The organism is Polaromonas sp. P1_G4 (assembly GCF_056405475.1).
This window is the reverse complement of sequence record NZ_JBFUCA010000070.1, coordinates 1-12,422: the sequence shown is the minus strand read 5'-3', so window position 1 is coordinate 12,422 and position 12,422 is coordinate 1. Positions and strand designations below refer to the sequence as shown.

The 12,422-nt window shown below is 62.8% G+C and carries 12 protein-coding genes; 8 read left to right on the top strand and 4 right to left on the bottom strand.

Annotated elements, in window-relative coordinates:
• Positions 1 to 51: 51 nt before the first annotated feature.
• The gene (locus tag AC1D1X_RS05730; RefSeq protein WP_477669177.1) at positions 52 to 1,755 is read right to left on the bottom strand and encodes a thiamine pyrophosphate-binding protein; all 1,704 of its coding nucleotides are present in this window, start codon (positions 1,753 to 1,755) and stop codon (positions 52 to 54) included.
• A 161-nt stretch (positions 1,756 to 1,916) separates the two neighbouring features.
• A complete protein-coding gene (locus AC1D1X_RS05725; protein WP_477669176.1) occupies positions 1,917 to 2,225 on the bottom strand; it encodes a hypothetical protein in 309 nt (102 codons plus the stop codon).
• Between the two features lie 145 nt (positions 2,226 to 2,370).
• Here AC1D1X_RS05725 and AC1D1X_RS05720 point away from each other — a divergent pair, with 145 nt between their 5' ends.
• The 8 genes from AC1D1X_RS05720 to AC1D1X_RS05685 all read left to right on the top strand — a co-directional run bounded on the left by AC1D1X_RS05720 (position 2,371) and on the right by AC1D1X_RS05685 (position 10,302).
• The gene (locus AC1D1X_RS05720) at positions 2,371 to 3,021 is read left to right on the top strand and encodes a TetR/AcrR family transcriptional regulator (RefSeq protein ID WP_477669175.1); all 651 of its coding nucleotides are present in this window, start codon (positions 2,371 to 2,373) and stop codon (positions 3,019 to 3,021) included.
• Between the two features lie 160 nt (positions 3,022 to 3,181).
• On the top strand, positions 3,182 to 4,162 hold the full coding sequence (locus tag AC1D1X_RS05715) for a Bug family tripartite tricarboxylate transporter substrate binding protein (protein WP_477669174.1): 981 nt from the start codon (positions 3,182 to 3,184) through the stop codon (positions 4,160 to 4,162).
• A 93-nt stretch (positions 4,163 to 4,255) separates the two neighbouring features.
• A complete protein-coding gene (locus tag AC1D1X_RS05710) occupies positions 4,256 to 5,419 on the top strand; it encodes a Gfo/Idh/MocA family protein (protein WP_477669173.1) in 1,164 nt (387 codons plus the stop codon).
• Positions 5,420 to 5,482: 63 nt separating this feature from the next.
• Positions 5,483 to 6,664, top strand: coding sequence for a dihydrodipicolinate synthase family protein (locus AC1D1X_RS05705; RefSeq protein ID WP_477669172.1), 1,182 nt, complete (start codon positions 5,483 to 5,485; stop codon positions 6,662 to 6,664).
• A 153-nt stretch (positions 6,665 to 6,817) separates the two neighbouring features.
• Positions 6,818 to 7,783, top strand: a complete 966-nt coding sequence (locus AC1D1X_RS05700) for a Bug family tripartite tricarboxylate transporter substrate binding protein (RefSeq protein ID WP_477669171.1) — start codon at positions 6,818 to 6,820, stop codon at positions 7,781 to 7,783.
• 11 nt (positions 7,784 to 7,794) lie between these two features.
• The gene (locus AC1D1X_RS05695) at positions 7,795 to 8,496 is read left to right on the top strand and encodes an SDR family NAD(P)-dependent oxidoreductase (protein ID WP_477669170.1); all 702 of its coding nucleotides are present in this window, start codon (positions 7,795 to 7,797) and stop codon (positions 8,494 to 8,496) included.
• Positions 8,497 to 8,500: 4 nt separating this feature from the next.
• Positions 8,501 to 9,391 carry an NAD(P)-dependent oxidoreductase gene (locus tag AC1D1X_RS05690; RefSeq protein WP_477669169.1) on the top strand — a complete coding sequence of 297 codons (891 nt, stop codon included), beginning with the start codon at positions 8,501 to 8,503 and terminating at the stop codon, positions 9,389 to 9,391.
• 32 nt (positions 9,392 to 9,423) lie between these two features.
• Positions 9,424 to 10,302 carry a sugar phosphate isomerase/epimerase family protein gene (locus tag AC1D1X_RS05685; RefSeq protein ID WP_477669168.1) on the top strand — a complete coding sequence of 293 codons (879 nt, stop codon included), beginning with the start codon at positions 9,424 to 9,426 and terminating at the stop codon, positions 10,300 to 10,302.
• 33 nt (positions 10,303 to 10,335) lie between these two features.
• Here AC1D1X_RS05685 and phnD read toward each other — a convergent pair whose 3' ends face one another.
• Together phnD and AC1D1X_RS05675 are read right to left on the bottom strand one after the other, a co-directional pair.
• Positions 10,336 to 11,340 carry a phosphate/phosphite/phosphonate ABC transporter substrate-binding protein gene (gene phnD / locus AC1D1X_RS05680; protein ID WP_477669167.1) on the bottom strand — a complete coding sequence of 335 codons (1,005 nt, stop codon included), beginning with the start codon at positions 11,338 to 11,340 and terminating at the stop codon, positions 10,336 to 10,338.
• A 13-nt stretch (positions 11,341 to 11,353) separates the two neighbouring features.
• On the bottom strand, positions 11,354 to 12,400 hold the full coding sequence (locus tag AC1D1X_RS05675) for an ABC transporter ATP-binding protein (RefSeq protein WP_477669166.1): 1,047 nt from the start codon (positions 12,398 to 12,400) through the stop codon (positions 11,354 to 11,356).
• Between the last annotated feature and the right edge of the window lie 22 nt (positions 12,401 to 12,422).

The window sequence follows — 12,422 nt, the reverse complement described above, 5'->3', positions numbered from 1 at the left end:
TCAGTACGCAGGCCAGTAGCTATCCGGCAGCGGCCCGCATTGCTGCAATGGTTACGGCGCCTTGGCCAGAGCGTTTTGCGTAATCGCCGACAAGGTGCCACGCGTGGTGATGACTTCCGGATCCAGCGTGACCTCAATCACCGTGCCCTCCTTGCGAGCCAGCGCCGCAAGCAATTCCGCCTCAAACTCCGCGGTGCGCGTGATGCGCACGCCGGCGTAACCGTAGGCTCGCGCCAGCGCCGCAAAATCCGGATTGTTCAGGCTTGAACCACTTTGGTGTGTTGGATACTCCCGCTCCTGGTGCATGCGGATCGTGCCGTACATGCCGTTGTTGAGCAGCACGATGATGCTTTTGGCGCCGTGCTGCACGGCAGTGGCCAGCTCCTGGCCGTTCATCAAAAAGTCGCCGTCACCCGCGATGGTGAAAGCCATCCGTCCTGTCGTGATGGCCGCAGCAATACCGGCCGGCACGCCATAACCCATCGCGCCCACGGTGGGCGCCAGCTGCGTCTTGTGGCCTTTGACGAGACCGTGATGCCGAAAGAAACGATGCACCCAGCTGGCAAAGTTGCCGGCGCCGTTGGTCAGCACTGCATCCGCCGGCAGGTGCTTTTGCAGCATGCCGACGATGGCGGGCATGTCGATATCACCCGGCAGGTTCGCGGAAGGTGTCGGCTTGAGGTTTTCCAGGTAGTCCTCGTTCGCGGATGTGGTCCAGGCTTCCCAGGCCACAGACACCGGCGCCGTGAGGACCTCCAGCGATCGCGCAGCCGCGTTCATGGTGGCATTGATGGCCAGATCGGCCTGGTAGACGCGGTTGAGCTCCTCGGCGCTCGAATGGATATGCACCAGCTTTTGCTTGGGCCGGGGCGCCTCCAGCAACGTGTAAGTACCGGTCGTCATCTCACCCAGGCGCGGGCCGATGGCGATGATCAGGTCGCTGGCCTTCACGCGTGCGGCCAGCTTCGGGTTCAGGCCGATACCCACGTCGCCCGCGTAGAGCGGATGGTGGTTGTCAAAGGTGTCCTGGAAGCGAAAGGCATTGCCCACCGGCAACTTCCAGTTTTCGGCAAAGCGTTGCAGCGCCTGCGCCGACTGCGGCGTCCAGCCGCCGCCACCGGCGATAACGAGCGGGCGCTCGGACTTGAGCAGCATCTCGCGCAGCGTACGCAGCGAGCCCGGGTCGCTCCAGGCCTGCACGGCCTCCACACGCGGCAGCGGCTGCGCGGCCGTCATGCGCGTCAGCATGTCTTCAGGCAAGACCAGCACCACGGGGCCAGGCCGGCCGTTCATGGCGGTAGCGAAGGCACGCGCCACATATTCGGGGATGCGGTCGGCCTCATCGATGCGCTCCACCCTCTTGGCAAAGCCCTTGGTGCTGGGCCCGAAGAAACTGGCGTAGTCGACCTCCTGGAAGGCTTCACGGTCGCGGCAGTCGCTGGCCACGTCCCCCACCAGCAGCACCATGGGGGTTGAATCCTGGAAGGCCGTGTGCACGCCGATGGACGCATTGGTGGCGCCCGGCCCGCGCGTGACCATGCACACGCCCGGCCGCCCTGTCAGCTTGCCGTGCGCCTCGGCCATGAAGGCCGCGCCGCCCTCTTGCCGGCAAGTGACGAACTGAATCTTGTCCTGACGCGCATGCAGGCCGTCAAGCACCGCCAGGTAGCTTTCACCGGGAACGCCAAACGCATGGGTAACGCCTTGGGCCAGAAGGCAATCGACGAGAAGGTGGCCAGCGAGTTGGGAATTCATGAAGCCTATTGTGCCGCTGGAACAGACACTGGCGCAGCGACTGAATATGGGGCTCTTCAATCAAGCAGGGGCCGCGGAACCGGCTTTTGCCGGGCCGCAGGCGCCGCCCCCTTGAGGGGGGAACAGGCTACACGCAGTGAGCCTGGACGGGGGTGGAACAATTATTCAGGCGTAGCCGCGTCGCCATCGCCGCCGCCAGCCTCGAGGGCTTGTCGCGCCAGCTCTTCGTCACTCAGCGGTGGCGCTCCTTCAAGGGCCCTGAGTTCTTCGAGAAACTCTTCCGTGGGCTGCTCGTGTTCGAGCAGCACCTCTTCGAGCTTCTGCCGGCCGGTCTCTATATGCACCGAGGGAGAATGCAGTTCGGATGGCGGTACCGGAAATTTTTCGCCCAGTTCAAATTTGAGCGCCTCGGCCTTCTGGTCTACCCAGTTTGCGAAGTCGCCATCTTTCGGCGTGTCTGAATTGTTCATGGCCATCTCCTTTGCCTCAAGGGCACCGGCGCGGGCGGCCGGTACCTGCTTCATTATGGAGGTACCCTTGGCCGCTGTCTGTCATCCAATAACGATGCCGTCCGGGTATTCTTGCTTTAATTCACCAAATAGTTAAATTCTCGCCATGCCGACCCCTAAAACAAAGCCCGCCGAACCCCGTTCACGCGATGCCGACCGCTCCCAACTGGCCATCCTGCTGGCGGCCCGCGACGAGTTCGCGCAACACGGCCTGGGCGGTGCGCGGGTAGACAGGATAGCCGAGCGCGCCGACGTCAACAAACGCCTGATTTACTACTACTTCAAGAGCAAGGACGAACTCTTCCTGGCGGTGCTGGAAAACGCCTATGCCGACATCCGCGCCGCGGAAACAGAACTGCATCTGCGCGACATGGATCCGGCGCAAGCCATCCGCCGGCTCACGGAATTCACCTGGGAATACTACATTGCCCATCCGGAGTTTTTGACGCTTCTTAACAGTGAAAACCTGCATCAGGGGCGGCATCTGGCCATGTCCAGCCGCGTGCAGGAAATGAACTCGCCGCTGGTCCAGACGCTGGCGGAAATCCTGGAGCGCGGGCGCGCAGACGGGCTGTTTCGCGGCGGCATCGACCCGGTACAGCTTTACGTATCCATCGCCGGAATGTCGTATTTCTACCTGTCGAACAACCACACGTTGTCGGCCATCTTCGGGCGCGATCTCATGACGCCCAAAGCCCGCCATGAGCGGCTCTCGCACATGTGCGAAGTCATCCTAGGGTATGTCCTTAGAAACTGATCCTGAGCGGTCATTGACGCAGCGACGAGGCCATTTTTACAATTCGTAATTCACTTAATGGTGAATTACGAGTAAACTGCATTCCGGTACCCCAATAACACCGGCGGCATGCACAGGTCTTTCGCAGTCCTTCAATGACCCCTTTCAGGAGACAAAGCACATGAAATTCACACGTCGCGCAGCACTGGCCAGCCTCACCTGCATGGCGGCGCTGTCACCCCTGGTGGCCAGCGCCCAGGGCGCCTACCCCAACAAGCCCATTCGTGTCATCGTGCCTTTTGCCGCAGGCAGCACCACCGACATCATTGCCCGCGCCATCACCGACAAGATGAGCCAGAGCATGGGCCAGACGCTCGTGATCGACAACCGCGGCGGCGCCAGCGGCACCATCGGCCAGCAGGCCGTGGCCACGGCCGCGCCGGACGGCTACACCATCATGATCCACTCGTCCTCGCACACGGTCAGCCCCTCGACCTTCGCCAAGCTGCCTTTCGACACCATGGGTGACTTCACGGGTGTGACGCCGATCTCGAGCACGCCCAATGTGCTGGTCATGTCGCCGTCGAAAAACATCAAGACGCTGCAGGAACTGCTGGCCGCGGCGCGCGCCAAACCCGGCAGCATGAACTTCGCCTCGGCCGGCCAGGGCAGCGCCACCCACTTGAATGCCGAAAAATTCAAGCTCGCCGCCAAAATCGAAGCCACCAACATTCCCTTCAAGGGATCCGGCGAAGCGGTGACCGAAGTCATGTCCGGCCGCGTCGACTACTACTTCTCGCCGATCGCACCTGTCATCGGCCAGATCAAGAACGGCCAGCTCGTGGCTCTCGCGGTCGGTTCACCCAAACGCGCCAGCGCCCTGCCCCAGGTTCCCACCACGGCGGAAGCCGGCGTTCCGGGTTCAGAGTTCAACTTCTGGATCGGCATGATGGCCCCCGCGAAAACACCGCGCGACATCGTCAACCGCCTGCACGACGAAGTGATCAAAGCCCTGAACACGCCCGAAGTCAAGGAACGCTTCGCCGCCCTGGGCGCCGACGCCTGGACACTCTCGCCCGAGCAGTTCGACGCCTACATCAAGGACGAGATCAAGAGCAATGCCGTACTGGTCAAAGCTGCCGGCCTTCAGCCCACCCAGTAACTTCCGCCCAGTTCCCCGCAGCGTCCCTCCTTCCAATACCCGTGGCCGGGCCAAGGTGAGGCCGCCGCATTTTTCACCTCCTCAAAGGATCCCATGGCTACTCAACGACTAGGAATCATCATGCACGGCGTCACCGGACGCATGGGCATGAACCAGCATCTGATCCGCTCCATCGTCGCGATCCGCAAACAGGGCGGCGTCACGCTCTCCAACGGCGACAAGGTGATGCCCGACCCGATCCTGATCGGCCGCAACGCCGAAAAAATCGAAGCCCTGGCCAAAGCCCATGGCCTCGCGCGTTGGGGCACCGACCTCGACGAGGCGCTGAAGAACAAGGACGACACCATCTTCTTCGACGCCGGCACCACACAGATGCGCCCGACCCTGCTGGCCAAGGCCATTCGCGCCGGCAAGCACGTCTACTGCGAAAAGCCGATTGCCACCAACCTCAACGAAGCTGTCGAGATCGCCCGCCTGGCCGAAAAGTCCGGCCTGAAACACGGCGCCGTACAAGACAAACTCTTCCTGCCCGGCCTGCGCAAGCTCGACATGCTGCGCCGCGCCGGTTTCTTCGGCAAGATGCTGTCGGTGCGGCTTGAGTTCGGCTACTGGGTCTTCGAAGGCGACCTGCAGCCTATCCAGCGCCCCAGCTGGAACTACCGCACCGAGGACGGCGGCGGCATGATCCTGGACATGATGTGCCACTGGCGCTACGTGCTGGACAACCTGTTCGGCGAGGTCAAGTCGATCTCCTGTATTGGTGCCACCCACATTCCCGAGCGCTGGGACGAGGCTGGCAAGCCCTACAAGGCGACCGCCGACGACGCGGCTTACGCCACCGCCGAACTCATCGGCCACAGCGGCGAGCCGGTGATTGCCCAGATGAACATGTCCTGGGCCACCCGCGTGAACCGCGAAGACCTGGTCACCTTCCACGTCGACGGCACGCATGGCTCGGCCGTTGCGGGCCTCTCCTCCTGCAAGGCCCAGTCGCGCGTCAACACGCCGCGCCCGGTCTGGAACCCGGACGAGAAGCAGACGATGAATTTCTCTGACCAGTGGCAGGAAGTGCCGGACACCCAGACCTACGACAACGGCTTCAAGATCCAGTGGGAGCACTTCATCCGCCATGTGGTGGAAAACGAGCCCTACAAATGGACGCTGCCCGAAGGCGCCAAAGGCGTGCAGCTGGTCGAAGCCGCGCTCGAAAGCTGGAAAGAACGCCGCTGGGTGGACGTTCCRGCGCTACAAGTTTGATAGCTGCTCGCGCCCATCAGATAAGGGCTACAGGCACATTTTTCATACAGAAAAGGTAGATTCATGGCTTTAACCCTTTCCCTGCCTGTCGCCGCGGGCGGCCTGCGGCCTTACACGCTGCAAGGCCGCACACCGGTGAAGCCCGCACCGGGCGTCAAATTCAACCGCATCGCCTATTCGGCAGCTCACGTGGTGGCCGACCCATTGGCCGCAGTGGATCCCTGGGTCAACTGCGCGATCGACTGGGACACGACCATCGCCTACCGCCGTCACCTGTGGTCGCTGGGCCTGGGTGTGGCCGAAGCGATGGACACGGCGCAGCGCGGCATGGGCCTGGACTGGCCGACCTCGCTGGAGCTGATCCGCCGTTCGCTCGATGCCGCCAAAGACGTGCCGGGCGCACTGGTGGCTTCAGGCTGCGGCACCGACCACCTGGTGCTGGAAAACGTCAAGAGCGTCGATGAAGTCATCGCCGGCTACGAAGAGCAGATGGCCGCGATTGAAAAGCTCGGCGGCAAGCTGATCGTGATGGCCAGCCGCGCGCTAGCGCGCGTCGCCAAATCGCCGGCCGACTATGAGCGCGTCTACGACCGCATCCTGAGGCAGGCAAAACAACCGGTGGTGCTGCACTGGCTGGGAGACATGTTCGACCCTGCACTGGCTGGCTACTGGGGCAGCGGCAATGTCGAAAAAGCCATGGACACGGCCCTTGGCATCATCAACGCCCACCCCGACAAGGTCGACGGCATCAAGATCTCGCTGCTCGACAAGGACAAGGAAATCGCGATGCGCCGCAGATTGCCCACGGGCGTTCGCATGTACACAGGCGACGACTTCAACTATGCCGAGCTGATTGCCGGTGACGGTTTCGGGAAGGAAGCGATGCACGGCCAGAGTGATGCGCTGCTGGGCATCTTCGACGCCATCGCACCGGCCGCCAGCGCCGCGCTGGGCGAGCTCGCGCAAGGCAATGTCGAGAAATTCCACGCCATCCTCGGCCCCACGGTGCCGCTGTCGCGACACATTTTTGCCGCGCCCACGCGTTTTTACAAAACTGGCGTCGTCTTCATGGCCTGGCTTAACGGCCACCAGAAGCACTTCACGATGGTCGGCGGGCAACAGAGCACGCGTTCGCTGCAGCACTTCGCCGAACTGTTCCGCTTGGCCGATGCCGCCAACCTGCTTGAACAACCGGACTTGGCGACCCAGCGCATGAAGACGCTACTGGCGCTACACGGCATGTAATGGCTCCCCCCGTTGCCGGCTCACTGCGTGTAGCGGCCTCCCCCCTCAAGGGGGCGGCGCTGGCGGCCCGGCAAAGCCGGTTCCGCGGCGCCCGCTTGAAATGTTACCGAGCGCTTCCACTCAAATCGCTGAATAAATTTAACAGGAGACAACATGAAGACACGCACTTTCCTCAAGGCCAGCCTGGCCGCCGGCCTCGCAGCCGTCGCCTTCGGCGCCGCAGCGCAGGCTTATCCCAGCCGCCCGGTCAAGGTCATCATTCCCTTCCCGCCCGGCGGCACGCTGGATGCGGTGGGCCGGCAGCTGGCGCAAAAACTCGGTGAGCAGATGGGCCAGCCCTTCGTGGTGGAAAACCGTGCGGGCGGCAACGGCACCATCGGTGCGCACGTGGTCGCGCAGGCGCCTGCGGACGGCTACACGCTGCTCTTCAATGCCTCTACTTTCACCACCGCACCCATGACCATGAAGTCCGTGCCCTACGGTGTGGTGAAAGACTTCACGCCCGTCTCGCTCGTCGCCAAGGCGCCCTTGTCGATTGCCATCAACAAGAACCTGCCGATCACTGATGTGAAGTCGCTGATTGCCCACGCCAAGGCCAACCCCGGCAAGATGACGTTTGCGGTCGGCTCCATCGGCTCGGCCGGCCACCTATCGACCGAGCTCCTCAAGCGCGCCGGCGGCATCGAATACACCGTGGTGCCCTACAAGGGCACGGCGCCGGCTTTCCAGGATTTGATCGGTGGCCAGATTGATGGTTTCATCGACCCCATCCTTGGCTCGCTGCAGTACCACAAGAGCGGCCTGTTGCGCGTCGTTGCCATCACCGGCGACAAGCGCGTGCCCAACCTGCCTGATGTGCCAACCGTGGCCGAGACGATTCCCGGCTACGAGTTTTACAGCTGGTACGGCCTCTGGGGCCCGGCAAAATTGCCGGCAGACATCACGCAGAAACTTAACGCCGAAACCAACAAGGCGCTAGCCAGCGACATGCGCGAGAAACTCCTCCAGCAAGGCCTGGTGCTGACGCCCGGCACACCGGAGGACTTCGCGAAATTCCAGAACAGCGACATGGCGCGCTCACAGAAGATCATCACGGACGGGAATATCCGTGTTGAGTAACATGCACGACCATGGCCACTGAAGATGTGAAACGCGCCTTGGTCACGGGCAGCAGCTCCGGCATTGGCCTGGCCATTGCGCAGGCACTGCTTGACCAGGGGTGGGACGTCGTCGGACTGGACCTGGCGCCTGCGCGCATCGTGCATCCGGCGTTTTCCTCCACCGAAGTCAACCTGTGCAACACCGAAGCGACGGAACGTGCCGTGCGTTCAGCGGGCGGGGTACAAGCGCTCATCCACGCCGCCGGCGTGCTGCGCGTGGGCCCGCTCGGCGCGCTTTCCGGTGAAGACTCGGCGCTGATGTGGCAGCTCCATGTGGATGCCGTCATGCGCATCGCCAACCTGGTGGTACCCGCCATGGCACAGGCCGGCGCAGGCCGCGTGGTGCTGATCGGAAGCCGCGTGGCACGCGGCATGGCAGGCCGCAGCCAGTACGCAGCCACCAAGGCCGCGCTGGTGGCGCTGGCGCGCAGCTGGGCTGCTGAAACCGTGGCTTCGGGTGTCACCGTCAATGTGGTGTCCCCGGCCGCCACCGAAACAGCCATGCTTGCCGACCCGGCTCGAACGACGGTCCCGCCGAAGCTGCCGCCGCTGGGCCGGCTGATCCAGCCGCGGGAGATCGCCGCGCTGGTCACCTTCCTGCTCTCACCCGACGCCGCGGCCATCACCGGCCAGGAGATCCAGATCTGCGGAGGCGCGTCGCTTGCGGCGTGAAGGCATGGCCGCAAACGCTGTCGGCATTGTCGGTCTGGGCCTCGTCGGCACCGCGCTGGCGCAGCGCCTGATGGCCGCCGGCTTCCAGGTCACCGGCTTCGACCTGCGCGAAGAAGCCCGCGCGGCCCTCACCGCCCAAGGCGGCCGCGCTGCCGGCACCCTGGCCGAAGTTGCCAATGCGGCTTCCTGCATGGTTCTGGCCGTCTTCAATACCGACGATGTGCTCAAAGTGGTCGAAGGGCCGGGTGGCCTGCTGTCCGTTTTCGGCGTTCGCAGCATCATCGACTGCTCCACCGGCACACCTCACGAACTCGAAGCCCTGGCCGCGCGGCTCGCAGCACGCGGCATCAACTTCATCGAAGCGCCGCTCTCGGGCTCCAGCCAGCAGATCGCCGCCGGTGAAGCCACCCTGCTGCTGGGTGGCGAGGCCGGGGCATTGCAGGCGTGCGAATCCGTTCTGGCCGCCATTTCAGACCAACGCATCCACGTCGGTGGYGCCGGCATGGGTGCCAAAGCCAAGCTGGCCACCAACCTGGTGCTAGGCCTGAACCGCGCAGTACTGGCCGAAGGCATGGTCTTCGCCGAAAACATGGGCATTCCCCCCGAGCAATTCCTGGCGCTGGTGCTGGCCAGCCCAGCCACGTCAGGCGCGGCCGAGGCCAAGGGCCGGATGATGGTGGACGGGGACTTTACGCCGCAGTCGCGCATCCACCAGCATCTCAAGGACGTCAGGCTGATGATTGACAGTGCCGCGGCCCAAGGCCAGAAACTGCCCTTGTCCGAAGCCCATGCAGCGCTGATGCGCGCAGCGATTGCCGCCGGCGATGGCGAGCTCGACAACGCGGCCATCATCCGCGAACTGCGCCGGCAGAAAACCGCGCCACCGTCCAACTGACTTCACTAAAACTACACCCCTACCTTTACCGCATGCGTAATTTTTCCCAGGACCACCGCTGGCTCTCCATCAACACCGCAACCGTGCGCAAAAGCCGCGGCGTCGAGCAGCCGCTGACCACCATCATCGAAGCCTGCGTGCAGCGCGGCATCAAGGCGATTTCGCCGTGGCGCGACCAGGTCGCGGCCGCCGGCCTGCCCGCTGTTTCGAAACTCGTCAAAAACCACGGGCTTGAACTCTCCGGCTACTGCCGCGGCGGCATGTTCACCGCAGCCGACGCCGCCGGCCTGCAGGCTGCCCACGACGACAACCGCCGCGCCGTCGATGAAGCCTGCGAGCTCAAGGCCGCTTGCCTGGTGCTGGTAGTGGGCGGTTTGCCCGGCGCGCTGGCCGGCAAGGCGGCACACAAGGACCTGGCGCTGTCGCGCAGCCAGGTGAGCGACGGCATTGCCCAATTGCTCGAATACGCCAGAAGCTGCAATATGCCACTGGCCATCGAACCGCTGCACCCCATGTATGCGGCAGACCGCGCCTGCATCAACACCATGGAGCACGCACTCGACGTCTGCGACGCGCTCGACCCCTCAAAGAGCGGCGCGCTCGGTGTGGCGGTGGACGTGTACCACGTGTGGTGGGACCCCAAACTGCAGCCGCAAATCGAACGGGCAGGCAAGGAGCGCCTGCTCGCCTTCCATACCTGTGACTGGCTGACGCCCACGGCCGATTTGCTGAACGACCGCGGCATGATGGGAGACGGTGTGATTGACATCCCGAAAATCCGCGGCTGGATGGAAGCGCAAGGGTTCGCGGGTTACAGCGAGGTGGAGATCTTTTCCACCAGCAACTGGTGGCAGCGCGAAACCGGCGAGGTGCTGGACACCTGCATTGCCCGGCACCGCAGCGCAGTGTAAACAGGCCTCTTCATTCTGCTGGCAGACGGGCTGCTAAACGACCATCTTGAGGCGGAGCTCCAGACGCGAACCTCGCTCTATGGCCTGCGCAATCCGGGCCTGCCGTTCAGTTGCAGAAAGTGTCTTGTCGTCGTTGATGGCCTGGCGGGTCTTGAACATTTCCAGGTCGGCAATAGGGATCAGTTGCCGGTTACTGGAAGACCGGAACCGGGACAAGCCGTTGACAGCCAGGAGGATGCGCTTTTCGCCAGGATCGCTCTCTGCAAACCCGACGACGAACTTCCGGATGGACGCCTTCAACGGGTCCGGCAGCGTTGCCTTCCAGAGCAATGGGGATTGCGGTATGAGGGGTGATTCCCAGATGACTTTTACCTCCCTGGCAAGGTCCGCAAAGTCGCGCTGAAAGAATGCAAGCTCTTCATTGTTGGCCGTCGCCACATCAATTTGCTTTTTCGATACCTTCAGCAGGTTTTGCTGGTGGCTCCCAGTCTCCACTGACTTGAAAATTTCCGCGGGCTTGCTCACGCCATTCTTGGAGAAAGCAAAATACAGCGGCACCAGATGCCCGGACGTACTCTTGGGATCGCCATCGCCAAAGCGCAGGCCGGAAGCATTTTCAATCAGCGGCTTGAGCGCCTCGATTTGCGAACTGCGATGGGTCACCAGGATCGATTTGTAGCCCACGCTGCCGTCCCCCGTGACCATCTGCGCAAAAACACCACCCGCGCCGGAGGCCACCACATCCAGAGCAGGAACATTGCCCATCCAGGCCAGATCTATTTCCCCACCAATGAAGGCGGTTACCAGCGCGCCCTGCGACTCATAGACACGCAGATCGATCGGACGGCGGATGGCCGCGCCCAGGAGTTTGACGAAGGGCTCCCAGCTCGCGCGGGTCTCCGCAGCCGCCCTGGGCGAGATCAAACCAAATGTCAGCATCGGCTCTGCAGCAGGCTGCGCCATCACTGGTGAAGCAAGCAGTGGCCCGGCGCACAGCCCGGCAAGGCCGTGGAGGACAATTCGACGTTGAAGGCTCATATCATTTTCTCCATCAGGCTGAAACAACAGAAACACCCCGTTCGGGCAGGTGAAGGGTTACGGCATCACCCTGGAACCAGTCGGATGCCGCGTCCGGGGACACGACGAAGATGGGGCCCAAGCTGGTGTCGACAGTGAACTCGCGGACACTACCCAAATAGGCTTTCTTGGAAACCACACCGGGCAAACCTTCATCTCCGGGCGGTGCAATCGTCCAGGCTTCAGGACGAATGGCCGCTTTCACCGCACCAGGCTCGACGGGATGCAGGGCTTTCACACGCAGCGCTCCCACCTGGATCCGGCCGTCCGCAAATGCCTCGCCGGGAAACAGCATGGCCTCACCCATGAATCCAGCAACAAATTCGCTGTTGGGACGCTCGTAAAGCTCCGACGGGGATCCTGCCTGGGCAATCACCCCCTGGTCCATGACAATGATCTGGTCGCTTACAGCGAGGGCCTCACTTTGGTCGTGGGTGACGTAAGCAACGGTCAGTCCGAGGCGCTGCTGCAACCCGCGGATTTCTTCACGCATGGAGCGCCTCAGCCGTGCATCCAGATTCGAGAGCGGCTCGTCAAACAGCAGTACGGACGGCTCCAGCACCAAGGCACGGGCGACGGCTACACGCTGCTGCTGCCCGCCGGACAGCTCACTGGGCAGCCGATCGTCATAGCCGGACAAACCGACCGCCGACATGGCGACCTGCGCGCGCTCAAGCAGCTCTTTGGCATGGACACCACTGACGCTCAAGCCATAACCCACGTTCTCCAGCACGCTCATATGCGGGAACAAGGCATAGCTCTGGAACACCATGCTGACGTTGCGTTCGGCGGGTCCGAGATGGGTCACGTCACGGCCGTCGATCAGGATTTGGCCCACACTGGGCGTCTCAAGCCCGGCAATCATGCGCAGGGTCGTGGTTTTTCCGCAGCCCGAAGGTCCCAGAATCGTCGTCAGCGTGCCTTTGGGAACGGTAAAACTGATTCCTTTGACCACCAAGGGCGATGGATCGCTCCCATAACGTTTTTGCACGTTCTTGAATTCAATGCCGAGTTGGCTCATGTGCAGACTTTCTTTGTTGATG

What these genes read in the sequence shown, in the direction of transcription:
- AC1D1X_RS05695 (WP_477669170.1), top strand. Translation starts at nt 7,795, where the DNA reads ATGGCCACTGAAGATGTGAAACGCGCCTTGGTCACGGGCAGCAGCTCC.
- AC1D1X_RS05685 (WP_477669168.1), top strand. Translation starts at nt 9,424, where the DNA reads ATGCGTAATTTTTCCCAGGACCACCGCTGGCTCTCCATCAACACCGCA.
- phnD (WP_477669167.1), bottom strand. Translation starts at nt 11,340, where the DNA reads ATGAGCCTTCAACGTCGAATTGTCCTCCACGGCCTTGCCGGGCTGTGC.
- AC1D1X_RS05705 (WP_477669172.1), top strand. Translation starts at nt 5,483, where the DNA reads ATGGCTTTAACCCTTTCCCTGCCTGTCGCCGCGGGCGGCCTGCGGCCT.
- AC1D1X_RS05715 (WP_477669174.1), top strand. Translation starts at nt 3,182, where the DNA reads ATGAAATTCACACGTCGCGCAGCACTGGCCAGCCTCACCTGCATGGCG.
- AC1D1X_RS05720 (WP_477669175.1), top strand. Translation starts at nt 2,371, where the DNA reads ATGCCGACCCCTAAAACAAAGCCCGCCGAACCCCGTTCACGCGATGCC.
- AC1D1X_RS05725 (WP_477669176.1), bottom strand. Translation starts at nt 2,225, where the DNA reads ATGAACAATTCAGACACGCCGAAAGATGGCGACTTCGCAAACTGGGTA.
- AC1D1X_RS05675 (WP_477669166.1), bottom strand. Translation starts at nt 12,400, where the DNA reads ATGAGCCAACTCGGCATTGAATTCAAGAACGTGCAAAAACGTTATGGG.
- AC1D1X_RS05730 (WP_477669177.1), bottom strand. Translation starts at nt 1,755, where the DNA reads ATGAATTCCCAACTCGCTGGCCACCTTCTCGTCGATTGCCTTCTGGCC.
- AC1D1X_RS05700 (WP_477669171.1), top strand. Translation starts at nt 6,818, where the DNA reads ATGAAGACACGCACTTTCCTCAAGGCCAGCCTGGCCGCCGGCCTCGCA.